This is a genomic window from Pararhodonellum marinum (genome assembly GCF_015354735.1).
GTDB classification, from domain to species: Bacteria; Bacteroidota; Bacteroidia; order Cytophagales; family Cyclobacteriaceae; genus Pararhodonellum; species Pararhodonellum marinum.
The window spans coordinates 1-26460 of record NZ_JACEFJ010000007.1; the positions used below are offsets into that span (position 1 = coordinate 1).

Here is a 26460-nt window from a genome sequence, read left to right on the forward strand (position 1 = left end):
AATAAAACCATCAATGACCAAATGATTGATCAAAGCATCTTCTACCGCATGCAGCAACACCACTGACCAAACAGATCTGGTAATCAAGAATATTTCTACGAACATAACGGTCCATGCCAACATATTGAGGACTGCAATCCATGCAAAGGTCATCCGTCCAACAGGCAAAACAGATTGGATTGCTTCATCAGGAAGAAATGCCAAATAATATGGGAAATGCCAAAATCCCCAGACCAAACCCACTATCAAATAAAGCCAAAGATCTGATACATTAAGCCGAAACAATTTTGTAGTGAGATAACCTCTCCACACAGATTCTTCAAAGATATTTTTCAGAATATTTACCATAAGCAAGCAAAAAAAAGTCCTGAAATATGGTTGTGCATTGAAAGCTTCGAACCCTATCCATCCAACCAAAGCACCTAAAATTAGGGTAATACCCGTAACCATGGGGAAAATTAGGAAAGCAATAAAATACCATTGGATATTGCCCTTGAAATTTGGTTTCAATCCGGCATCTTTCCAGTCATCTCCAAAAAAGGACCTTAAAACTATTACCACAATGAGGGGTGTGATCAGCCAAATGGCCATACCCAAAGTTTCCTCTCCCACCTGCTCTGGAAGTATCCTATCTACCATTACCCCTATCCAACCTATTCCAAGGGCGATTACTGTAAATATCGAAAGATTCCTGATGGTTTTGCTTCTATTGAGTTGCATACGCAACCATTAAATTAAAAAAAAATCATTAACCTGTTTTAACCATAACCCATCAATTTGGCTTCTAGAAAATTCCTTCCTTATACATGGCTTTTACATATTCGGGTGTTTATCAATTTCAGTTTGTTGCCACCTCACCTACATCCAACACTCCCAAAGCAAACCTCAACAACACCTCTTGGAAATAGAGGGTGTATTGAGCCTGAGCTCTGTCAGCTTGAGCAGCTACTAATTGTTGGTTCACCTGGGCTAGGTCTACAAAATTGCTCACCCCAAGGCGAAACCGCTCACTGATGGCTTTTTGGGCTTCTTCAGCAGCTTCAAGTTGAACCTGGGTAGCAAGGTTCCTATTGATTGCCGCCTTGTAATTTTCAAATGCCAATTTGGTTTCCTGATTGATTCTTCTTTCCAAAGCCGCTTTTTCCAGCTGTTGGTTCTGGAGTTCCATGCGGCTACGGGTTACGGCAAGCTTATTTTCAAAGTTATTGAATATGGGTATGGTCAATTGAACCCCATATTGTCTTCTGGGATAAATCGTGAATAGCTGATCCCTTATCGTTCGGTCATCCAATGAAGTAAAGAAGGTATTGTAACTAAAGAATGCATTGAGCTGAGGTAAACGGGCAGCATTGGCCACAGAAACCATTTTCTCATTGCCAATTTCCAACAATTCCTGTTGTTTGAGATCCAATCGGTTATCAAAAGCCAATTGGTAAAGTTCATCCAGTGGCAATCCCATCAATCCACTTTCTGCATTTTCCAGTCCTACCGGTTCGGGATCTGGAAGCACATTGGGTTCTAGTTGAAGGGTTTCTGATAAAGTCCAAAGGTCTGTTTCCCACTGGATTTTGGCATCCAAGGCTACAGCTTCCAACCGGGCCACTTCTGATTTTTGGTTGTATTGATCAGCCAAAGTCCGCAATCCTGCCTGCACAAAGCCATCAATCTGTTCCAATTGTTTCTTTTGGTTTTCCAGATTTTCTATGGCAATCCTGTAAAGTTCCTGGTCTAACAAGACCTGAAGATACTGCTGAGCTATGTTGAACATCACCTCTTGTGAGGCCCTGGACAAGCCATATCGGCCCGCTTCTTCAAAATACCGGGTGGCTTGGGTCATTTTGATCCTCCTACCTCCATTGTAAACCGGCATACTGGCTTCCACATTGCTAAAAATACTGTTGTTGACTTCATTGACGACAATCAATTGCCCTTCAACTTGTTGAAATTGTTGACCTATAGTTTGAGATCCGGTGGTAAAAAGGTTGACCCTAGGCAAATGCCCCATTTGTGCTGCCTTTTTTTCCATAAGGAGCACTTCTTGTTGGTTGTTTAGGTTTTGATAGACCACATTATTTTCCAGGCCGATTTTCACCGCTTCCTGAAAAGTAAGCTTAAGGGTATCCTGGGACCTCAGTTCCCCCACCAAGGCACTCAAAATCATGACGGTAATTACTGTCCTTTTCATCTTAAATCTTCAAATCTTGATCAATTTTTCCATCCAGCATTTCGATAAGCCGGGTTCCGTAGTCAGCATTTTCTCTGGCATGGGTGGCTTGGATGATGGTGGTCCCTTCCTTGTTTAGTTCCTGAAATACCTCCATGATTTCCTTTGCTTGGGCAGAATGGAGATTTCCGGTGGGCTCGTCCGCCAATAGTACCCTAGGTTTCCCAGCAATGGCCCGGGCTATCCCAACCAGCTGCTGCTGACCACCGGAGAGTTGTTCCGGGAAAAGGTCTTTTTTGGCCACCATGTTAAACCGGTCCAACAATTCGGCGATGATGCTTTTCCGCTCGGAAGACGATACACTTCTATAGAGCAGAGGTGTCTCAATGTTTTCATACACCGTCAGTTCATCGATCAGGTGATAGGCCTGGAAAATGTATCCAAACTCGGATTTGTGAAGGGCAGACCTTTGCCTGTCCTTCATACCATTGATGGATTGACCGTCAAAGGCATACTGTCCTTCATACTCTTCATCCAATAGACCGATGATGTTGAGCAGGGTGGATTTGCCTACTCCTGAGGGGCCCATTAAGGTCAAAAATTCACCCTGCTGAATCTCAAGGTCTATCCCTTTCAAAATGAAAACCCGCTGAAAACGGGAGTCGATGAATTTGTCAATGTTATTGAGTTGTATCATGTTTTTTGGTTTGGTGATCGGGAACAGATGGTCAATAAAGTAAACTTAGGTCATTTGTTTCCTGCCATCCGACCTAATCCCAAAGCCATGCCATAAAAAAAAGCCTGAAATTGTCCGAAAAAGGGCAATTTCAAGCTTTGGCAGTCCATTTTATCCGAACACCTTTGTTCGCTGGCGGACAATAAACTTATCCGGGAATGCTTGGTCTTACTTCAATTTTGCTGGGTAAGGTCCTTGGGTGCATGTGCATCAGGTCCACGACCAGTTTTCCGATGTCTTCGATTTGGATTTTCCAGGCATCTTCATCACTGGGAACATGGTCGTTGAAATAGGTCGCCACCGATCCCGGCATGATGGTGGAGCATCGGATTCCTGATTTCCTCAAATCCAGCATTACCGCTTGGGTAAATCCGGTCAATCCGAATTTACTGGCATTGTAGGCAGAACCTCCTGCAAAGAAATTGGTGCCCGCTAGGCTGGAAATGGTGATAAAAAAGCCTTTTGAATCCTTAAGGGCCTTTAGTCCGGCCTTGATGCTATAAAATACGCCCGTAAGGTTGGTATCGATGGTTTCATTCCATTCCTCGACAGTCAACTCTTCAATTCCGGCAAAGTGACCAATACCCGCATTGGCTACCAAGAGATCCAGTTGCCCCCATTTTTCAAGTAGTTTCTCTACCGCCTTTTGTTGGGAATCAAAATCTCTGACGTCCGCCTGAATGCCGATGGCCTCCCCTTTCCCGGATTGGTTCAGTTTGGCAGCGGCCTCATCAGCAGCCTTCTGAGACCTGCTGGTGATGGCAACCCGCATCCCTTGTGCCATCAGTTCGGCGGCAATGCCGTATCCTATTCCTTTACTCCCCCCTGTGATCAGAGCGGTTTTGTTTGCTATTTTTTGCATGGTTCCTTTGGTTAAAAATTAGATGGTTCAGTGTATAGAACCTTTGGTTTTTGGAGGAGGTTCAAAGAATGTTGAAAAATGTGGGATGATTGGTCTTTTCATTTTCTATCGGTGGTCTGAAGTGTGTTTCCGATAGGAAAGGGGTCATATCGGTAGGAATTTAGAATGTTTAAAGGTTTTTAAGTATCTAGAAATTATCTTTTGGATTTGGAGTTCAGCCGAATACCGATGTACTGGAAAAATTTCAACTAAAAATATTTCATTTTTTAAAATTATATCACAAAGGTTTGTAATTTAGATAACGTGGAAAAAAATGGGTATTGACAGCCCTCTTAGCATTAAATTAAACCTATCCGTCATGAAAAACATGCTACAAAAAAGCACAGGACTTATGGTACTGTCCCTGATCATTTTATTTAGTATTTCCTGTGAAGGACCCGAAGGTCCTACAGGTCCCCAAGGAGAACGGGGAGAGGCTGGAGCGCAAGGCCCTCCGGGACCGGCAGCTGAAACGACATTTGCGATTTTCAATTTTCAAACCCAACAGGAGGGTTGGTTTTTAGACGGTGAGGAAGGAGAAGAAGGTTTTTCCGTTGTCTACCCAGCCTCTGTCCCACTGATCAATGCTGAAGTCACCGCCAATGGTGCGGTTTTGGCCTTTGCAGAACTGTTTAGCGGAAACGGGCTTGGCTTTTGGACGCCGTTGCCTTTCTCCCTTAACACAGGGGAGGATTTCAGCTCACATATCGGTTATTTTTACTCTCAACATTCAACTTCAAATTCCAACAATTTCCTTCTATTTACCTACGACACGGATAACTTATTACCCGTTTTTGCAGGAGCAGAGTTTAGGGTGCGGGTGGTGATTTTGTACGGTGAAGCGGGTTCAAGAATGAATTTCGACGAGTTGAAAGGTATTTCCTACGAGGAGCTTGAGAAGATTCTTGAAGCGTTATAGTGTCCCAAGGAAAATTTTGAATCATAAAGTTGTAAACTTCATTCCGTCAAGAGTTTTTCAAAATGTTATTGGGTGATACTAGGGTGGAATTGCAAATTCCACCCAGCTAGAGCTATTCCAATAACATTGACTGGATAGCTGAAAAGCGTTTTTCTCAAGATAGCCGATTACTTCTATTTAGTAAGTTCTGAACCGTGAAGTTGCAAACTTCACACAGTCCAGAATTTTCCAAAAAATTATGGAGTGATATTAGGGTGGAATTACAAATCCCACCCAGTAGGGGAATTTTTAAATGAAGTGCTTCATTATGCACTTTTAATTCATGGTGCGTGTTTTCCCCTTAATGCCATTTGCCTTCCATCTGGAAAGTTCCGAAAAGTGATTGGCTAACTTAATCAATCATTGTTTTCCCCAAAGATCATTGAAAAATAATGAGGTGGAAATCCTAAATTCCCTTCAACTGGCTTTGTAAAGAAATTTGTAATTTAATCTTTTTAAAAAAATCCTTAGACCATGATTGTAAGAAGAAACCTTCAACCCAGGATGATCCTCCACTATACTTGGAGGCAGCTGACCTATTACCTTGTTCTATCCACCTCAATAGTCATCTTACATGATATTTATGAAGTTGTTATTTTTAACATCCCCAGTTACACCATTGCTGCACTGGGAACGGCATTGGCGATTTTTCTTGGTTTCAAAAATGACCATGCCTATGACAGATGGTGGGAAGCCAGAAAAATATGGGGTTTGATGGTCAATTACAGCCGTGCCTGGGCCAGGCAAGCAACTACATTGGTGATGTCTGAGGATGGTGTAGAACACGAAGAAATCAAAGCTTTCCAAAAGACCTTGGTCTATAGACATATTGCGTTTGTGAATGCCTTACGGGTTTTTTTGAGGAAAAAGAACGCTTATAATAAGGACCAAAGCGAACTTTTCGAAGACGAAAATACCTATGCAGATACCAAATCATTTTTGAGTGAAGAAGAATATAATGATTTTTGTAACCAGGACAACCCTCCCAATTATTTACTGCAGCGTCAAGGAGAAGAATTAAAGCATGCCTTCCAGAGAGGCTGGATTAGTGATTACAGGTTTATAAAGATGGAAGAAACGTTGGTTGACTTCAATGATATACAGGGAATGAGTGAGCGGATTAAGAACACTCCCCTTCCAAGACAATACACATTTTTTTCACGGGTTTTTGTATTGATTCACTGTACCCTGTTGCCGATGGTTTTTGTAAGTGAGTTAGGTTGGAAAACCATTCCAATTGCCTTAGCAGTCTCCTTTGTATTTTTGGCATTGGACCTGATAGGCGAACGGACAGAAGACCCCTTCGAAAATAGACTTGAGGATACACCCATGACTTCACTGAGTTTAACCATCGAAACCAATCTCAAAGAACAGCTTAAAGAGAGCCATACTAATTTCCCACAGAAGTACCAACCTGAAGATGGGATTGTGTTTTGATTTACGATTTACGAGTTGGGATTTATGCAGCTTTCAGCATTGAGCTTCTAGCTTTTCATTCGTTATCCGACTCTCTGTTGCCCTGATGTCCTGTGATGATGTTCCCACCTTCTTCTCTTTACAATTTTAAAAGTTTACAACTCAACAACCTACCCCCTTTCACCTCTTACTACTTACAAATTTTTACCATTAACAAATATCCGAACCATTCACCTCACTCACTTTTTAAAATCTCGGCAGGATTTGTCTTTGCTACGCCAAGGGAATGGAATCCGACTACAAGTAAGGCCAATACGAGGACACCAAATCCTACCCCCCCGAACAGCAAATAGGGCATGTCAATTTTATAGGCAAATTCCTGCAGCCACATATTGCTCAGGTAATAAGCTGGATAAACAGCTAAGGCAAATGAAACCAACACCAACCAAATGTACTGAGTTGAAATTAAACCAATAAGCTGCAAAATTCCCGCGCCAAGTACTTTTCGGATACTGATTTCTTTGGTCCTTTGGGCTATGGTAAAGGATGAAAGTCCAAATAATCCCAAAACCGAAATTAAAATAGCCATGGATGAGGCAAATCCCAAGACTCCCCGGATTTTTCGATCCCCTTCATAAAACTGCTCCAATTGCTCATCCATAAACCCAAATTCGGCAGTTTCGAAAGGATAGGTTTCTTTCAGTAAAAAATCAAGTTTTTCCTTCGCATACGCAAGATTTTGATGGCTTGAAATCTTAGTGGTCAGTAGATGGTAATATTCTGGCTGGTATATTAAAATCATGGGCATAATTTCCTCTTTAAGACTTCGGGCATTGAAATTATCCATCACCCCAACGATAGTTTTTAGCTCTCCTCTTATACGAACGGATGACCCTAAAGCATCATTGGGTTCAATGTTCCCGATTTCTTTGAGAAAATTCCAATTCACTATAATCTCATCGTCTTGGTTTCTGGCATATCGTCCGGCCAAAAGCGGAATACCATTAACCGATACAAAAGCCGAATCCCCATTTATGACATGTACATCAAGCTTCTTTTCCATGGAATCAACCATAATATAAGCATCAGAAGTCCAAAGGCTGTTAGAGGAAACCAAGTTACTGCTCAAACTTACACCCCTTATATAGCTTTCCTGACCAACCCTTTCAGCCAATTGATTTCTTTTTGATTCTTCACCCATGAAGGGCAGGTAGGTATAGAGTACCGCCTCTTTTTCAAATCCGAGGGGCTGTGAGCTGATATATTTTAATTGGCTACTTACGACAGTAACCAAGATAATAAAAGCAATGGAAGCTGTAAACTGTAAGATCGTAAGGTTTTTCCGCAGGAATACCCCAATTGAAAAACCTTTTACCTGGTGTAACTCCCCTTTAAGTGCCCGCTGGGGTTGATAGTTGGCCAAAACAAAGGCAGGATATAGGCCCGAAATTAAGGTCAAAACGAAAGCATTGCCTCCTAAAAACACCAGACTCAACTGACTGTATGGAGTTGCGTTAAAGTTAGCCGGAAGGTAGTCGGAAAAATACGACTGGATGAAACTAGCTATGAAAACTGAAACTGTTGAAGCAAAGACTACCAGAATAAAAGTTTCGCTCAGAAATTGAAAAATCAATTGCCCCTTATCGGATCCCAAAGTTTTACGGATGCCTACCTCTTTGGACCTTTTGATAGCCAAAGCAGTTTCTAAATTAATAAAATTGAGACAGGCTAACAAAAGAATAATCAACCCGATGTAAGTAAGCCCATATAAAAGCGTCTTGGAAATGGCTGTTCCGTCATAGTTTTCACTAAAATGTACCTCCGAGAGTGGCTCTCCAATAAAATTTGTATGGTTGTCTACTTCGCTGAGGTATTTTTTGGTGATTAAAGCCAGGCCTTTTTCCAAGTCAGCTTTTTGAACATTTTTCCCGATTTTTACAAAAAGCTGGTTGCTGGTATTTAAATTGGTCCAGCTATGCAGCCCATACCATTCTTCCTTTTCATTTTTGGAGATGGTGTTGAAGGAAATAAAATCTGTAAATAATAAATCGGTATTTTCTGTAAAATCAGCGACCACTCCTTTAACTTGTGCATAAATAGAATCGGCATCAACATAAAGAATTTCTTTTCCCAAAACCTCTCCTGCCGATAAGCCTGGAAAGTATTTTTTTAGGCTGGATTCCGAAATTACCGCTCCGTAAGGTTCTTCCAATGCCGACCCTGGGCTACCCGCAAGCCAAGTTCTTGAAAATATGTCAAAGAATCCTGGGGTGGCAAAGGTTACTTTATTGCTTCTTCCAATAACCTTATTTTGCTCAGGTATGATCACCATGGTCTCAAAAAGTACATACAACCTCCCCTTTTCTTCAATAAAGGAAAGTTCCTCATCAATCACTTCTCCTAAAGGTCCATTGGTGGCGGGAGATTGAAAGGAATTTCCTGGTTCCCATTCTTCAACAGTATTTATCCTGAAAATTCTTTCTCTATCCGTATGAAACTTATCGAAACTATAGGCATGCATGACCACATTGAATATCACCAGACAAATGGCTATACCCAAAGATAGCCCCAACACATGTACCAAGGTACGGAGCTTGTTTCGCTTGATGTTTCTTAAGGCGACGATGAGGTAGTTTTTTATCATATCAGTATGTATTAAATCTGAAAGAGGTAATCCATGTAATTAATGCCAATAGCCATGCCAACGGAAAAGGCTTTATACAGCCAATTTAGCCTGATGGATTCTTTATTTTAGCTTTTGCGCGGACGAAACTGTGCGGATGCGAACAATCTTAACTCAGCATACAGACAGTGCATTAAATGATGAAATAACATTTCATCTATTTTTTAGCTGTTTAAAAGTTGATGCATTTCAACTCTACCTTTCATGTTTATGCTATTTATGATCCAATATGTATTGTTTATCGGATCATCCAAATATAAAATGTACCGTTTACACTTAATAGCAAACAAAACAATAAATGAACCTGCCAAAACGGAATAAATTATTTATTTTCAAATTCAAATCAAACCTGACACTTACCATGAATTGTAGAAAAGTTATTAACGGAATCGGCATTGCATTTTTAGCAATGGTTGCGATGGCCTTGACCCAGTGCTCTTCATCTACCCCAGAATGGCACAGCATAAACCAGGAACTCATAAAAAAACACAACCTGACGGAAAGAAAGATATCTGGTCTTCCTGAAACAAGCCCTGAATCAAACCTTAACCCCGCAGAGGTTAAAAGCCTTGATGACATGGATGACATAGCGCTCCATCCAGGAGTCAATGCACGTTTTTTTTGGGGTACAGGTGTGATGGTCGCCAGGCTTGATCTTGGACCCAATGCAAAAATTCCAATGGAAACCTTACCCAATGACAGGTTTCTGTTTGTACTCGAAGGTACTGTCGATCATCTAACCGACGGCGCATCTACTTCCCTGATCGGCAAGAAAAGAGAAGAACCTGATGGCATTACCAGCGGAACCCCGAGAACGGATTTTGTTTACTTGGAAAAAGGCAGCCAAAGTGAAGTGACCGCAGGTCCTTCAGGAGCCAAAGTGCTGGAGCTTTACAGTCCCGTAAGGCGTGATTACCTCGAAAAAGCAGGCATTGAAAACCTACCGGGTGAATTTGGGGATGTAAAGTCTACCCAAGTACCCAACGTCGAACCGAACACCGTTTACGATCTATATGACTTCCAGCTTGCAGAACTTGCCCCTGGTGCCCATTCCCGTCTGATTTCAGGAAAAAACATGCAGCTGAGTTTTATTTCCATGGATCCCAACTCGGTGTTTTCCCACCACATACATCCAGAGGAACAGATGATGTTTGTGCTCCGTGGAGAATGCGAAGAAATTCTCTTGGACGGAAAACAGACCATGAAAACAAATGATGTGGTCAGGATTCCTGGAAACTTGGTCCATGGTGCTGAAATAGGCGATTTAGGCTGTGATGCACTCGATATATTTTGGCCGGTACGTGAAGATTACATGGCCAAGGAAAATGCGCGCATGGAGGCTTATCATGCCATCATTCCATCCGATGCCGAACTTGAGCTGTTCATAGATGGAAAAGAAACTAAACCTGAATTATTTTTCACCGAAGGGCCGAAGTGGATGAATGGTAAAATCTACCTTTCCAATATGTATTTCGACCAAAATTGGAATGCGGATCCAAAGAAAAGTTCTACTGTAGAAGTCGATCCTGACGGCAGTTACAAAAACATAACAGAAGGCAAGATGCAGACCAACGGCCTATACCCCTACAAAAACGGAAACCTCATTGTTTGCGATATGATGGGGCACAGGGTAGTGGAAATGACTACGGATGGGAAGGTGGTAAGGGTTCTTGCTGATACGTATGACGGAAAGCCTATCGATGGGCCAAATGACATCATCACCGATTCCAAAGGCGGTTTTTATTTTACAGATCCCCAATTTACCATGGAGCCTGATAAGTTTCAGCCCGGAAGGGCCGTCTATTATGTTTCCTCACAAGGAGCAATTACACGAGTAACTGAACCCAACGAATTTGCCATGCCCAACGGTATTTTGCTTTCACCGGACGAAAAGACCCTCTACATCAACAATTGCTACGACAACGAATCTTGGTACCCAGTCCAAAGTGACAAAGACAACTTCATCTGGGCCTACGATGTCAATGAGGATGGAACGATCACCAACGGACGCCAATTTGCTAAACTGTTCCTGACTGAAAATGTGTTGGACAGAAAAGGAAAATCTTCAAGTGCTGACGGAATGGCTATAGACAAGCAGGGAAACATCTATGTAGCTACCTACTATGGGGTGCAGATTTTCAATGCTGAGGGAGAATTTTTGGGGATGATCAATATGCCTTCATTCCCGGTAAGCCTGGCTTTTGGTGATGATGACATGAAAACCTTGTATATCGTGAGTTACAGCAAAATATTTAAAATCCGAACCAATATGGAAGGTTATGTCAATTATCTGTAAGGATGTAAAATAAATCCAAGACTCCTTTACAGGAAGGAAGACCCCTGCCTATCAGGGTGCAGGAAAGTACCGGACATTTCAATCTCTTGACGAGGATTACATCGTTTTGTCATTTTACTGGTATCATTGCCCACTCACATTAAAAAAATTCCCAGGGAGACAACAATGCTCCCTGGGAATACTTCACTACTATCAATTTTAATCCCTTTTTTAAAGCAAACAGTCGGATTGCAGTCGTAAACCCCCATTATTTTTCTTCCTTACAAGAAAGGCACAGCTGTTATTTTAATACCATAAAGTTCAGACATACTAAAAAGTCCTACTACCAAGGTAGATCTTATTTGCCTGTCACATGTTCCACTGCCTCTGCACCCAGTCGCTCTTTAAGCTGGGTAAGGTACAAGCTTCCAGGGGTGACATGTCTGTCCATGGATTCCACATGGCCATTGGCTTGCGTGAGGTCTTGTAAAGCTGCGTTGAATACAACTGCGTTCACACCTATATGTCCAAAAGAATAATTTTGAGCGGTAGGTGGTCGCTGAATTAAGAAATCCCCCTCACAGTTCCAAAAAACGATGTTGGCACCAGCCCAGCCTATGGGATAGTCTTTCCAATATCTGGCAGTGAGCGGTGCTTTTACATTATCGTAAAGAGCACCATTTGACCATCGATTATGGGGTTCACTGGAAGAATAAGGATTTACAGCTGTACAGTTGAGGAAGACATTCCCACTTGACGCAGCGCCCTGTAAAACGAAGGAATGTCGCCCTTTTTGAGAAAAGCATCTTTGCACGAGCGCAAACTGCCCGTTCATCTGAAAGGTGAACCTTCTGCCTCCCCAACGCATCGCTACCGGCTCCCTTGATTCACAATCCTGTATGGTGATATACTTAGTGCCCGCATTGGCCAATACGACGCTGTTGCCAAAGTGAAGGGCAGACATATTCCTAACCCATACATTTTTTGCATTGCCGATGTTTATAAAATTTGAATAATGGTTCTCGTCTGAGAAATATTCTTCGCCTTGGTATTGAAACTCGGTACCCAATTGGTCCCTGTCCATATTGCCATAAGCCGTGGTGCGAACAGCGGGATCATATTCAGAAATACCTCGAAGATTTTCTATACCCACCTGTTCGATCCGATCATCTTCATATTTGAAAATCTCTCCTCCACCCCATAGTTCATCAATCGCGGTGAATATCGGTGCATCTATTGTGATTTCATTTCCGTTGATCTCGATGATGGTTCTGTCATAATCGATATGAAAAGGTTCCCATCGGCTCCTTCCTACCTTCGCGCTGTCCTGTCCTATCTCTTTGATCCAATCCGCATTTCCATGACGTCTCACAAGAATTTGGTCTCCTTCTTTGAATGCTTTTGGATTTCTCACCTCAAAGTTGACAGCACCTACGGCTACATATTTACTGGTAATGGGCTGTCCTGTACCTTCTTGTATTTTGATTCCAGAGTCCCCCACGATATTGATAAGCGCAGGTCTCCTTCCCCGAGATCCTTCCTCCTGCTCGGTTTTTTTACCGAATAAAATCGTCCCAACGTCACTCATTCCTTCTCCACGGAGGACCACACCGGAACTTCTGATGTAGATTGGTTTTTCGAGGGAATATGTCCCCATCTTCAGAAGGACCGCTCCCCTGAATCCGTACGCATCCTTAGGCAGCTTAGCCACCCGGTCAATGGCCGCTTGAATAAGGTCTGCATTGTCCCCCAATACCGGCCAAACAATTTCTTTTACGGCAACATAAGGAATGGGTACACCGCCCCCTTTGTATCCGGCATGGGAAAAATCAGGGATTCGATTGCCAAGGGAGTCTTCTTCATACATCAACTTGCCATCCACTCCGGGATAGACCAATGAAGTGGTAGGCATCAAATCCTGAGCTTGGGATAACTCGGCATTCAAAATAATCAGGGCTCCGACCATCAGTGCAGTCTTCAATCTAAGCATCTTCAATAGGTTAAGGGTTTATTTTAGGTTAACAACAAATCCCAAGAATATTGGGATATTCTTGAATATAGCCATTTTTTATGCTTGCATCTCTGATAAATTCAGGTTTGGTCAATTCCCTTTTTGAATGGGTAAAATGACACTTAAAAAGTATCATCCACTTCAAAGTAACAATATATGGATGAAACTATGATCCTCTGATCTTGTCCTTTCTTTGCTAGGAAGTACTTCTAAAAAAAGGGAGAATACCCTTCTCCCTTTTCTATTGCTTTGAAAGCATTTGTCACAACTTACTATTTCTGTCAAGTTAAATGCCCTGTAAATTAAACTGGTATAAAAATCACCTTGACTAAGCCCATTCATTTATCAGTTACCCTGATCGCTACCCTTCTGTTTTTCTGCCTATTTTCATCTGTGTCGTTGGATGCCACAGGATGTTGAGAACCATACCCCTCTGCAGAGATTCGCGATGCCCCTACTCCTTTTTTCCTTAACTCCATCATCACAGCATCTGCCCTTGCCTGAGACAAGGATACGTTTGCTGATTCATCCCCGGTATTATCTGTATATCCACCGATTTTGATTTTGACATTTGGGTAGGCCCGCATGATTTCAGATATGTTATTGATCTGATCCATAGATTCTGCCTTCAAATCTGTATTATTTGTTTCGAAGAGAATCCGGTCAAATTCAAACCAACGTTCGTTACTCACATCCTCAGAACTGGCAATATAATCCAACAATCTTCTCTCAACGCCATTTTCCGGCGCATTGATTTCAGTATTGTTGGGAAGTCTAAAGGTGTAAAGACTGCCTAAACGGTTCCAGTCTTCCACGGTGTATCGGTCGATGGAAGCATCTGCTTCCCGCATGTCTGCTGAAGCATTCTGCCTTACTCTTTGGGTAGTGTCCGACACAATAGATTGGGTATCTTCTTGCATCATATCGTCATCTTCCCGATTACAATTTCTGGTTAGCAAAAATAAAAGCAGAATGCCTACCAGTCCGAGTACCCAAGGCAGATAATTCTTGGTATTGGTACTCGCTGCAGGTTTGGGTGGAGTTACCGTTTCTTTTTCAGGTACATTCTTTTTGGGTTCTACTTCAGGTTGACTAAACCCAAACATATTGCCTAAATTGCCTGGCAAAAGTTTTTGAACAATGCCCTTATGACTATTTAGCAAGCCCAATAAACCGGCAGCTCCCAATCCCTTAGAAGAGACATTCTTTGCCAATCCGCTCATGACCATTGGCGCGGCAAATTTCATGAGGGTATTGATACTATCGGGTCCCAATCCAAAATGAGTAGATAAGGAATTTACGACTCCATCAGCTTTGCCTCCCATAATTGAAGAAACCAAATCTCCCCCCTTAGCTAGCATATTGTTGGTTCCTTCTGCACTTCCGAAGAGGTTTCCTATATTATCCAACATGGCTCCTCCGGAAAACTGGGTAGTCAACATGGTCAATAAACCGTTAGCATCATTCTCTGTATTGGTATTACTGATCAATCCTCCTAAAACTGCAGGAATTGCACCTTGAAACAAACCTTTTTTTGTTTCCGCTTGGGATTCTCCCAAAAAACCGGAGAGCTTTCCAATTACATTGTCATCAATGTTGGTTCTGAGCAAATCAATTAAATTGTCTGTCATGGTTAAAGGCGTTTGGTTTGGTTGTTGTTTAAGATAAATATCGAAATAAATTCTTGTAAAAGCCATTTTTATATCCACCAATAGCAAAATTCTACAATCCTTTCAAAGGATATTTTTAAATTGATGATTTTTATGGTTTTCCTATAAAAAAATGGAAATCCCAAAATCCGTTAAGGATTGAAAAAAAGTCCAATCAGAAATTTAGATTATTCCATACTGAATGAGTGGATAAAAATGAGGAAATGTATATTGCTTTTAGAGGCGTAGTTGAATATTTATAGCTTTTGCAACATATCCTGATAAAGGTCTTTAAGAAGCCGTTCCTGACCTAGTAATTCCATCATCAAAAACTGTAATCCCAGAAGATTGAGATCGATATTTTCCATGTTGTGGGTCTCTGTTGCCGTAAGTCTATCCGTGAGGTTGGCAATGGTTCTTCCCATGATCATTTCCTGTAAATTATAAACCTTGGTAAGCCTCTGCGTGATATCAAAATCAAATTCACTAATAATGCCAGTAGCTTTTGCGGTATCCCATGCATTTTGGACAATAATATCATGTAAAAAACTTTTTCCCCCTGCCAAAATATAAGTGTTCAGGAAATTGTATTCCAAGAGCTGGTTTTTGAGACTATCGTCTTTTCCTTCTGTGATTTTGGAAAGTCTTTCGAATGTTTCAGAATGTCTAACCATCCATTCTTCCAATACCTTCAAGTTTCCCTCGATTTCCATTCGAATTTCTTCTCTTGCTTCGTTTTTGTCCTGACGGGTTTTAATATTTTCGGCCGTTTTATTGATAAAAAGAGCAAAAAGTACACTGAAAACGATCAGTAACCCGTCTGCAAAATATTTTTTATTGAACTTGAAACTGAATTTTCTGCCCATACCCATAAAATCAGATAACTCAATTTCCAAATTCTCAACCAAATTACCAAATGACAACTGGGTAAGGAAGGTAGGTTTTCCGGTTGTCAGGGTACCACATGAGCAGTAAAGGCAAGTTTATTTTATTTCATGTTGTCTAGTTGTCGGGTTGTCGGATTATAAGTAGCATTATCGGTGTATCTGATGATCCGTTTATCTATTGAAAAGTTTATCAATTCCGAGGCCTACTTCTTGCTCAAATTGTCTATCCTTTCACCCAACCAAATAAGTACAGTAACCAACCGAATATAGGCCAAGTCTGATCCTACTCGCTCCTCAATCCACTGACAGTATTGCCATAAGCTGCCTTGAGCGCTTGAAAACCAACTACCATCAAAGTGATGGTAAGGGCTGCAAAGACCACCACCAAAATGGATACAAGAGTAATTTGAGATTGGTAGGCAAAATTCTGAAGCCAGTCCTTTCCGATATACCACACCGCAGGAATAGCCAATGCCGAAGCAATCAAAACCAAAGCTATAAACTCCCTAGAAAGCGAATAGACAATCTGATAAACCTCCGCACCTAGCACCTTTCTGATGCTCATTTCCTTGGCCCTGCTCTCAATCATAAAGGACACCAATCCAGTCAAGCCTATCAGTGATATCAACAGGGTCAAACCTGCAAACAACCTGAACATTTTAGCCATCCGCAGTTCGGCTTGGTATAGCCGTTCAAAATCTTCATTGAGGAAAAAGTACTTAAAGTCCATTCCGATAAAATCTTCCAACCATTTTTGGTTCAATGAGGCAAGGGTTTCACTGGTCTGACTTGGATCAAATCTCAGCGAAAGCCAAAAGGAATATTCTGGAGCCCAATCCATCGCAATTCCGTGAATGCTATGTTGCAAACCCCTTTGGTGAAAGTCTTTGACCACACCGATTACGGTACCCTCAGGTGCTGAGGAGGGAGATACGATTTTTTGACCTATTGCCTCCTCTGGACTTAACCAACCAAAAACCTGAACAGCCTTCTCATTTAAAACCAAGCCTTCGGTCTTATCGGTTTCTCTCTCTGGGTCAAAAAACCTGCCTGCCACCATTTCCAGATCATAAGTATGGAGGTAATCCTGATCCACTGCCAAAAACTCTACAGAAACAGGGTTTTCTGCTTCCCTACCTTCAGGATAGGCTATTTGCCCTATCCAACCCGGCCTTCCTGGAAAACCGTTGGAATAAGTCACCTGATTGACGCCTGACATTTGCTCCAATTCATGCTTTAAACTTTCAATTCTGTTTTTGGAAATCTTTGAAGCATTCAGTACCAAGATTTCGTCTTTGGCGAAACCCAGTTCTTTTTGCTGCATAAATTCAAGTTGTTGGAGAACCACTAAAGTGCCCAAGGCCAAGGAAAGGGAAATAAAAAACTGGAATACCACCAATAGCTTTCTTAAATTACTACTACCGCTTGTGGGGTTCGATTTGCCTTTAAGGATTTTCATGGGTTGTAAGGAAGAAAGATGCACAGCAGGATAGTATCCGGAAAGGAAAGTAATCAAAGCCACCATACCCAATGTACCGAGCAGCACGCTGGGTATGCTTAAGATTTCAAGTGTGTAGACCTTATCCAGCAATTCGTTGAATATGGGCATCATCATACTGGCTAATAAGACCGCTAGGCAAAGTCCAAGCATGGTCAAAACCAAGGACTCGGTCATAAATTGGGCGATCAAAGAACTTTTGGAAGACCCCACTACTTTTCTTAACCCCACCTCCTTGAATCTGTCCACTGCGCGTGCAGTAGAAAGGTTAATGAAATTGATACAAGCCAGCAGAATGGTAAAAATGCAGATGCCCATTACCAAGTTAACCCGATCAATGCTTCCTAAAGGACCTAGACTGTTACCTGGCTTCCCTTTGAGGTAAACATCATTCATGGGTTCAAAATACAGCTGCCCATCCACTCCCCAGGATTTCATCATATCTCCAACATGATCCATGTAGAGGGATTTTGCTTTTTCTTTGAAACTATCGTGATCTACCCCTTCTTTCAGCATGAGGTAATTTCCCATATTGATATTCGCCCACCCGTATTCGGTATAGTCATTGACTCCCACCAAGTCATCAAAAGTGGCCTGAGACAATAACAGATCGAATTGAATATGGGAATTTTGGGGTACGTTTTTTACAACAGCACCAACTGTGACCGGTATGGTGTCAGCTAAGTAAAATTCCTGATTTATCCCATCTCTGCCTTCAAATAGCCTACTTTCTGTATCCTCAGTAATGACAGCGAAATACGGCTTATCCAAGCTGGTAGACACGTCACCTTTGACTAAGTCAAAAGAAAAAACATCAAAAAAATCCTTATTTGTGTAGAACATTTTAGGAGAGAAACTTTCCTGTTCGGTGCGGACATCCAATCTCGGCCATGAAATGGTGTAAATTACTTTTTCGACTTCAGGATAAGACGCTTCCAAAAATTGTCCTACTGGCCAACCATTGTCATTCATCAGACTTTCGTTGCCTGATTTCAGGTCCACCAAAACTGTATTGACTCGGTATATGCAATCAGCTTTTGAATGAAAATTATCAAAAGAAAATTCATCCAAGGTATAAACCAACATAAAAATGCCACCCGTAATACCCAAAGCCAAACTAAAGATATTGATGGCCGTAAAACCTTTCCTTTTCTTTAGGTTTCGTAGGGCTATTTTGACGTAGTTTTTGAGCATGATGGGAAATTTATGGTTATCAGGTTGTCAGCGTTGTCGGGTTATCAATAAATCGGTTTATCGGTTTGTGAAAATTCAGGTCTGACTACCGAAAGTAGATTAAAAGGTTTTCAGGTTATCAGCTAATCGGTATATCAGATTTACAGATTAACTGTTTTCGGTTTCTCTGCATTTTCAATAAAATAAAGATCTTCGAGGTTTTGAAAACCTCAAAGGTCCTAACTTTTATTCCACCTTAAAGGCATCCACAGGATTAATCATGGCAGCACGGAGCGACTGGGAACTCACAGTCAGTGCGGCAATAATAGTGGCTGCCAATCCCGCAATCCCAAATACAATCCATGAGACAGAGACACTATAAGCAAAATTATCAAGCCAGCCGTTCATGCCATACCAGGCAATGGGAATGGCCAAGAGGAATCCAAAAAGCACCAATTTCAGAAAATCCAGTCCCAACAAGGAAACGATGCTCCAAATACTGGCACCCATCACTTTTCTGATGCCTATTTCTTTGGTGCGCTGCTCGGTGGCATAGGCTGCCAAACCAAACAGTCCCAATACTGAAATCAGAATGGCCAGTCCTGCAAAGAATCCAAATACGGTCCCCACCTTTTCCTCTGCCTCGTATTGCTGGTCAAACCTGTCAGAAATCAGGTAATAATTGAAGGGGAAATCAGGCTTCATCGCCAGCCATTCCTCTTTAAGATAATCCAAGGCAGCCTCTTTGTGCTCACCGTTGATTTTAATGGCCACCTCATTGAAGCGGTCTTGGGGAATCAAAAAAACCAAAGGACTGATGGGCTGATGAAGCGATTCAAAATGAAAATCTTTAACGATACCGGTAATCCGACCCCTTCTTAAACCATATTGAAATGGCTTGTCAATGGCTTCTTCAGCATTTGCCCATCCGATGGCCCTTACCGCAGCTTCATTCAAAATAAATGCTTCGGTGGAGTCACTCGCCTGGTTGAAATCAAAATTCCTTCCCGCAACGATTTCCATCCCAAAAGTCTCCGTAAAGCTATGACTTACATGGACATCTGAGATCCTAACTTCCACTGGCAACAATTCACCGTTCACTTCTGCCTGGGCACCTTGAGCATCCAATAACCTTCCTGAAGGTACCCTGCTTCCCAAAGCCAAGTCCTCAATACCCGGGTGTTGTATCAATCGGTCACGCATCATATCAAAATTTCCCGTCAGTTCAGCATGGGCAGGCAAAACCACAATTTCATCTTTTTCAAAACCAAGGTCTTTGTTTTTCATAAAATCGAGCTGGTTCATCACGACCAAAACGGCGACAATCAATATCACCGAGATAGCAAATTGTCCCACCACCAGAGCAGATCGTAGTTTCTCATGGATAGAGCCAATTTTGTAGGTTCCTTTCAGGACTTTGACCGGTTGAAACCCGGATAAAAACAGGGAAGGGTAACTGCCAGCAACCAAACCTACCAAGAGTACCAATAAAATCAGACCACCCAAGTACTCCGGGTGGGTAATAAAATTGAGGGTAAGCATTTTTCCAGTAAAATTACTGAACACTGGTAAGAAGAGGTAAGACAACAACAGAGCGATCACTAAGGCCAATAGGGACATAAAGATGGTCTCAGCCATAAACTGTCTCACCAACAATTGCCGGTCGGCACCAAGTACTTTTCTCAAACCAACTTCCAAAGCCCTTTTGGCAGACCGTGCGGTCGCCAGATTCATGAAATTGATACAGGCTATCAAGAGAATGAAGATGGCAATTGCACTGTAAATGTAGACATATTCCATACTGCTGTTTGGCTCCATTTCTGAATCCAAATTGGAATGCAAATGGATATCGGTGACAGGCCACAAAAAGAGTTTGGTACCCATAGAGGCAGAAAATCCTTGGGAGCTTGGTGTGAGGTGTCGGTCAATAAAGGCGGGGATCTGAGCTTCCAAAGCTTCCACCTTTTCCCCATCTGCCAATAGCAAATAAGTACCAAAACTGTTGTTTCCGAAATTTTTCATGATCGCTTCATACCCTCCATAAAAAGCGACAACCAGTTCCATCGAGGCCAGGAAATCAACTTGAAAATGGGAGTTTTCCGGCACGTCAGCCATCACGCCTCTGACCTGCATATCCATTTTGTCCGAACCAATCATCACTTCCAGGGATTTTCCCATGGCATCCTGTTCCCCGAAATATTTTTTGGCCATGGATTCTGTGATCACCAAACCATCAGGGAAAGAGAGGGCAGTTTCCAAATCACCTTCGACCAAAGGCCAGGAAAACACCTTAAACACTTCAGCATCCGAAAAATAAAATCTGCTTTCCTCAAAAGTATTGGTTGATTCTTTGATGATCACCGGCGTACTTGTAAGCCTTACTGCCTCCTCTATCTGATCTCCAAAATCAGATTTCAGCAATGGGGCAAAGGGAGGTGCTGCATGACCCAGATGAAGATTGGTTTGGCCATCCGGATTGAACCAAGCCCTTGAGACCCTGAAAATCCTATCTGAATGTTCATGATAACTATCATAGCTGAGTTCATGTTGGACAAAGAGGAAAATCAAAATACTGGCTGCCATTCCCACAGAAAGTCCCAATATATTAATTAGGATATATGCAGGATTCTTCTTCAGGTTTCGGACGAATATTTTCAGGTAGTTTTGGAGCATGGTTATGGTCGTTGTATTTCTTTATGGTTTTTATTTTTTCGGTCTTGTATACGGAGATTGGTTACTTGGCTTTCAGTTCATCTGCTATCCGTTTATCCAATTTTCCGTTTATCTGCCTATCTAATTTACTTTTCATCTGACCCTATTCATTCTTCAAATAATCCACAGGATTCCTTGCGGCTGTTCTGAATGACTGGTAGCTGACCGTAAGCCAGGCAATAATGATTGATAACACACCTGCTAGTAAGATCCAAAGTACATTGATTTCAATTCTGAAAGGGAAATTTTGTAACCAGTAATGGTTCATGAGGTAGTAGGTCAAGGGTCCTGCAAACAGAAAGGAGATGAGAACCAACAAGGTGAAATCTTTGCTCAGAATGGTAACCAGATTCGTGACTGATGCTCCAAGGGCTTTTCTGATGCTGATTTCTTTGGATCGCTGTTCGGTGGTGTAGGCTGCTAATCCAAACAATCCCAGGCAAGCAATACCAATGGCCAAGATGGTGAATACCAAGATGATATTCCCCATTTTTTGCTCGGAACGGAACTGTGCTTCGAAATTGGCATCCACAAAGGAATACTCAAAGGCAGCCCCATTGGAATACTTCTTCCAGATGTTTTCCAGAATGGTAATTTTCTCTTTCACATTTCCTGAACTGAGTTTGATGGCCATCTCATCATTGGGTTCCGGACCCAAAGTGATGATCAACGGCCTGACATTCAATTTCAGACTTTCAAAGTTGAAATCTTTGATCACACCGACCACTTGCCTTTCGATAGGCTCATCATTGTTGCCCCAAAATCCTGAAATACGCTGTGCCCCATCCAATTCTTTCCAGCCCATTTGTCTGAAGGCAGTTTCGTTGATGATCACAGCACTTGTGTCACTTGGGAAATCCCTGGAGAAAAACCTTCCGTCGGCCATTTTGTAACCCATAGCTTCAGCCTGCTCATGGTCTACAAAATAAAGGTTACAAAGAAAATCCTGTCCTGTCTCCACGTTCCTAAACACAGAGTTCCAGTCCACATTCGGTGGCAGCCGATTGGCAAAGCTGGCCGCTACAAAATCAGTATGGCCATTCAGCTCATCTTTGAACGCTTTGGCATTCTGACCCAAGGATCTGGTATGCAGGAGATTGATTACACTTTCTTTGTCAAAACCCAGATTTTTTTCCTGCAAATATCGGAGTTGCTGATATACCACGAGCGAACTGATAATCAAACATATGGAAATGAAAAACTGGAATACCACCAGTCCGTTTCTGAAGTTTGACCTTTTCGCACCACTTCTGATTTTTCCCTTCAGTACATTTACAGGTGAAAAGGAGGTCAGATAAAACGCAGGATAAGAACCAGCCAAAATCCCCACAATAATAGCAAAACCGATTATGGAGAGTATGATCAATGGATCGGCGAAAATACCAAGGCCTAAGCTTTTGCCAGAGAGCACATTGAATGGTCTTAGGGCGAGCAAAACCAAAAACAAAGCAATAAAAGTAGAAATGGCACTGTAAAGAATGGATTCGGATAAAAACTGCCCAATGAGTTTAGAAGTCTTCGCTCCGATGGTTTTTCTGACACCTACTTCTTTGGCCCGGTTGGCTGAGCGGGCTGTGGATAGGTTCATGAAATTAATACAGGCAATGATGATGATAAAAAAGGCCACAGCACCAAAAATGTAAAGGTACTGAATACTGCCCGTAGGCTTGATTTCTTCCTGTACATCGGACCGAAGATGGATGTCGCGGATATTCATCACCTGATATCCGAGCTTATTACCCTGATCCAAAAAGATATCTAAGGAAACCCCCATAAACTGTTCCAGTTCAGGCCCGAAATTTTTTATCACAAAATTATCCAAAGCCGCTTGAACATTGCCCAAATCCGCGTCAGGATAGGTTTTAAAATAAGTGTATAGGTTGTTGCTGGTCCATTGGGTAGTTTTCATATAGTCCCAACTCTCCCCGGACAGGATCAAATCAAAAGCCATATGGGAGTGATGAGGAACATCCTCCATGACGCCCGATACTTCCGTTTCCTTCTTGTCGGATCCTCTCAGGATGATTTTACCAATGGGACTCTCCTCCCCAAAGTACTTCTTGGCGGTTGATTGGGTCAGCACCACTTTATTGGGTCCGACAAGGGCTGTTTCGGGATTTCCTTCCAATAAGCTGAATCCAAAGAAATCAAAAAAACCAGGGTCAGAAGCCAACATTCTGGGTTCAGTGAAGGTCTTGTCTTCATATTGGATAGGCATGGTTCTAAACAGCCCAAACCTGATGGCATCTTCCACTTCAGGCACTTGATCAACCAAAGCCTGAGCCATGGGATTGGGCGTCATGGCTACCTCAAAATCATTGTCACTCATCCTCCCGTGCATGCTGATCCGGTAGATGTTTTCAGCATCAGGATGGAATTTATCATAACTCAACTCATCCACCACATAGATCACGATCAACATGAATGTGGCGATACCCAGGCTAAAACCCATGATATTGATGGCTGTATAGGCTTTTTGCCTACCCATAATGCGCCAAGCAGTGAGAAAATAATTTTTGAGCATGTTTTTTTTGTTTATCTAATGGCCCTTTTTTCTTTTTTACTCCAAATCAAATACTTACTACTTCTGAAAAACAGATCAATGGTAATAACTTTATCCCAACAAAATTGGATTGGAATACTACTTTGGTATCCCTTAAACCCCTTCAGGGTTTATTTTTACCGGTTATTTTTACTCTCCCCCAGTTGCCGCCCGGGGCTAATAACCTTCGGGATTTAACCTCTACCAAATCGGCAGACAATATTGACAGATTTACTTCTTTCCTTTTACTTCTTACATACACCTTTCACCTCTTACTTACCATCTGCCAATCTACTCATCCTTCAATGTCTTGGCAGGGTCCTGAAGGAAAACCTTTATCGCTCTATATCCAATCGTAAGAAATGAAATGCCTCCCACAACCAAAACGGCCATGACAAATATCCAAGGGGACACATCCGTTTTGTAGGCAAATCCCTGTAGCCATTCTTTGGAAAACCACAGCCCAAATAGAACTGCCAAGCAAGCTGAAATCAGAAGCAAAACAAAGAAATCCGCGGAAAGGACTTTGAGTACGTCAGAGGCTTGGGCACCGAGAACTTTTCTGATGCTGATTTCCCGTGTCCTTCTCAAAGCAACATAAGAAACCAATCCAAACAGTCCCATACAAGCGATGCAGATGGCAATAGCGGCAAATAGGCCGAATATTTGCCCGATTTTTTGTTCTGCCAGGTACATTTTTCCGTATTCCTCGTCTAAAAAGCGATAAGCAAAAGGTCTCTCAGGAAAAAAATCCTTGAATATCCCTTCTAATTTTGCCAAATGATCAGTTGGATTGCCTTTTGGCATTTTCACCAATAACCAATTGGCCTCCCTAGGTTGGATAAAGATTCCCAACGCGCTGACCTGATGGTGAAGAGAATTGAAATAGAAATTTTGTACCACGCCCTTGATGACGCTATTGACTCCATTGTACACAATTTTCCGACCAATGCTTTCCTCAGGCGTCCAGCCCAGTTCTTTAATGGCCGCTTCATTGAAGATCACATACATTTCCTGATCTTCCTCATATGCCGTTGTCTGATCAATGTCCTGTTCGGTGAAATCACTTCCTGCAATCAAATTTAATCCGAGGGTCTTTACTACATCATGATCGACTGCAAATCCTGTGATCATGAATTCTTTATCATTGTTACCTCCTGGTGAAACTGAATAGCCTGCTTGAATAAAATGAGGCATAGAATTACCCAAACTAGCGGAAAGTGCAACACCCCCTCTTTCAATTTCATTTTTAAAGGAGGGAATCTGTTCCCGCATATTGTAATGAAAATTCAAGGCTACTACAGATTCCCGCTCATAGCCCAGATTGACTGATTGCATGTAGGTCAACTGCTGTTTTACAATCAACGTGGAAACCAATAGACTGATAGACACAAAAAATTGAAAAACCACTAAACTTCTTCTAAGCCATGGCCCACCCCTATGCCCTAAAATTCTTTTGCCCAAAGCTTGTAAAGGTTCCAATCCTGACAACACGAAAGAGGGATAATATCCAGCAAAAAATGCAATAAAAATCAGTAATGCCAGTCCTATAGAAATTCCCATCGGGCTGAGCAGCAATTCCAGGTTTAAGGGGATACCCGCAAAGGCTTCAAACCGGGATTTAAATAGGAGCAGCAAAAGAATACTTAAAATCAAGCTGAAAAAAGTAAGTATAAAAGACTCAGAGATAAATTGACCAAACAACTGAAGCCTACCCGCTCCCATTACCTTTCTCAGTCCTACCTCTTTATTTCTCTCAGTGGCTTCGGCCGTAGCCAAATTGACATAATTGATAATCCCTATGATGATCAATAGGACTGCGACCACACCAAAAATGTAGAGATTTTTCACATCAGCTGCAGGCTTCATTTCCTTTAGTTGACTATCACCCAGATAAACGGAGGTCAACGGCTGGAACAACACGCCCACTTCAAAGCCATAGCTTCTCATTTCTTCACCAAAGTATTTTTCCACCAACACATCCAGTTTTTGGGCGAACTGATCCCGGTCAGCATTTGGCCTTAATTTGGCATAAGAATAATAGTTGGCAGGGCTCCATTTTGGGTCTTTCCCATCTCTCGTACTGATAAATGAAGCCAAAAAATCAAAATCCAAATGGCTGTTACTAGGGAAATCTGCGACCACGCCGGTAACCAGATAATCCTTTCCGTCAACTTTCAAGAACTGACCTACTCCTGAATATGAATTTCTGAAATATTTTTCTGCGGTACTTTTTGTCAAAACAATCTGATTGGGTTCAGCCAATAATTTGCCTGCCTCTCCAGCCAATAATTCCAAATCGAACACTTCAAAAAAGTTTTCATCCACGAAAGCGAATTTGTTTTCCTCCTGATTGCCTTGCCCTGCATCGATTAAGACAGTAGAAAAAATACCGAAGTCAAAAATCAATGTTCCTACCTCTACCTCGTCGACTTCTTCCATCAAAGTAGGTACCAAGGCAGACGGAGTCATACTGACCACCTGCTCCTCCCCTGCCATGGCAAATCTTTGTCCGAACCTGACCACTCGATCCGAATCAGTATACATGCTGTCGTAGGTGGCTTCATGGTGGATATACAACGCGATAGCCAAAAAACTCGCTATTGCTATGGTAAGTCCTAGGATATTGATACCAGTATACAATTTCCTTTTGGATAGATTTCTGAAGGAAACTTTAAAATAGTTTTTCCACATGACCGATATAAAATGACGTGTTTAGCTTATCTGAGATGTTGGTTTAGCTTTCAAAGGGCAGCTTGCCTCCTTTCGGCAAAAAACTATTATCCATCATTGTGCCATGCCAAAAATGTCCACCACTCCACGTTTTTTAGGGATTAAAAAAAAATCATCTAACT

General features: G+C 42.0%; 15 protein-coding genes. 3 read left to right on the plus strand and 12 right to left on the minus strand.

Annotated features, from left to right (window positions below; genetic code table 11):
- From H1A14_RS13545 to H1A14_RS13560, 4 genes are all read right to left on the minus strand, one after another.
- Positions 1-720 (minus strand): CPBP family intramembrane glutamic endopeptidase (locus H1A14_RS13545; RefSeq protein ID WP_194776813.1); only part of this gene is annotated, 720 nt, incomplete at its 3' end.
- Between the two features lie 118 nt (positions 721-838).
- A complete protein-coding gene (locus H1A14_RS13550) occupies positions 839-2185 on the minus strand; it encodes a TolC family protein (RefSeq protein WP_194776814.1) in 1347 nt (448 codons plus the stop codon).
- A gap of 1 nt (position 2186) precedes the next feature.
- Entirely contained in the window at positions 2187-2861 is a 675-nt protein-coding gene (locus tag H1A14_RS13555) for an ABC transporter ATP-binding protein (protein WP_194776815.1), read from the minus strand.
- Positions 2862-3048: 187 nt separating this feature from the next.
- Entirely contained in the window at positions 3049-3762 is a 714-nt protein-coding gene (locus tag H1A14_RS13560; RefSeq protein WP_194776816.1) for an SDR family oxidoreductase, read from the minus strand.
- A 358-nt stretch (positions 3763-4120) separates the two neighbouring features.
- Here H1A14_RS13560 and H1A14_RS13565 point away from each other — a divergent pair, with 358 nt between their 5' ends.
- Positions 4121-4720, plus strand: coding sequence for a collagen-like protein (locus H1A14_RS13565; protein WP_194776817.1), 600 nt, complete (start codon positions 4121-4123; stop codon positions 4718-4720).
- 513 nt (positions 4721-5233) lie between these two features.
- Positions 5234-6196: a bestrophin family protein gene (locus H1A14_RS13570; RefSeq protein WP_194776818.1), complete on the plus strand. Its 963-nt coding sequence runs from the start codon at positions 5234-5236 to the stop codon at positions 6194-6196.
- Positions 6197-6410: 214 nt separating this feature from the next.
- Here the strand turns inward: H1A14_RS13570 and H1A14_RS13575 are convergent, their stop codons facing one another.
- Entirely contained in the window at positions 6411-8819 is a 2409-nt protein-coding gene (locus tag H1A14_RS13575) for an ABC transporter permease (protein ID WP_194776819.1), read from the minus strand.
- A 400-nt stretch (positions 8820-9219) separates the two neighbouring features.
- Between H1A14_RS13575 and H1A14_RS13580 the strand changes: the two genes are divergently transcribed.
- A complete protein-coding gene (locus H1A14_RS13580) occupies positions 9220-11154 on the plus strand; it encodes an SMP-30/gluconolactonase/LRE family protein (protein WP_194776820.1) in 1935 nt (644 codons plus the stop codon).
- A gap of 337 nt (positions 11155-11491) precedes the next feature.
- Here H1A14_RS13580 and H1A14_RS13585 read toward each other — a convergent pair whose 3' ends face one another.
- From H1A14_RS13585 to H1A14_RS13615, 7 genes are all read right to left on the minus strand, one after another.
- Positions 11492-13123: a hypothetical protein gene (locus tag H1A14_RS13585; RefSeq protein ID WP_194776821.1), complete on the minus strand. Its 1632-nt coding sequence runs from the start codon at positions 13121-13123 to the stop codon at positions 11492-11494.
- 359 nt (positions 13124-13482) lie between these two features.
- Positions 13483-14775 carry an OmpA family protein gene (locus H1A14_RS13590; protein ID WP_194776822.1) on the minus strand — a complete coding sequence of 431 codons (1293 nt, stop codon included), beginning with the start codon at positions 14773-14775 and terminating at the stop codon, positions 13483-13485.
- Between the two features lie 275 nt (positions 14776-15050).
- Entirely contained in the window at positions 15051-15689 is a 639-nt protein-coding gene (locus tag H1A14_RS13595; RefSeq protein WP_194776823.1) for a hypothetical protein, read from the minus strand.
- Between the two features lie 274 nt (positions 15690-15963).
- Positions 15964-18372, minus strand: coding sequence for an ABC transporter permease (locus tag H1A14_RS13600; RefSeq protein ID WP_194776824.1), 2409 nt, complete (start codon positions 18370-18372; stop codon positions 15964-15966).
- Between the two features lie 225 nt (positions 18373-18597).
- Positions 18598-21024 carry an ABC transporter permease gene (locus H1A14_RS13605; protein ID WP_194776825.1) on the minus strand — a complete coding sequence of 809 codons (2427 nt, stop codon included), beginning with the start codon at positions 21022-21024 and terminating at the stop codon, positions 18598-18600.
- 142 nt (positions 21025-21166) lie between these two features.
- Positions 21167-23587: an ABC transporter permease gene (locus H1A14_RS13610; RefSeq protein ID WP_194776826.1), complete on the minus strand. Its 2421-nt coding sequence runs from the start codon at positions 23585-23587 to the stop codon at positions 21167-21169.
- Between the two features lie 309 nt (positions 23588-23896).
- On the minus strand, positions 23897-26299 hold the full coding sequence (locus H1A14_RS13615; RefSeq protein WP_194776827.1) for an ABC transporter permease: 2403 nt from the start codon (positions 26297-26299) through the stop codon (positions 23897-23899).
- Between the last annotated feature and the right edge of the window lie 161 nt (positions 26300-26460).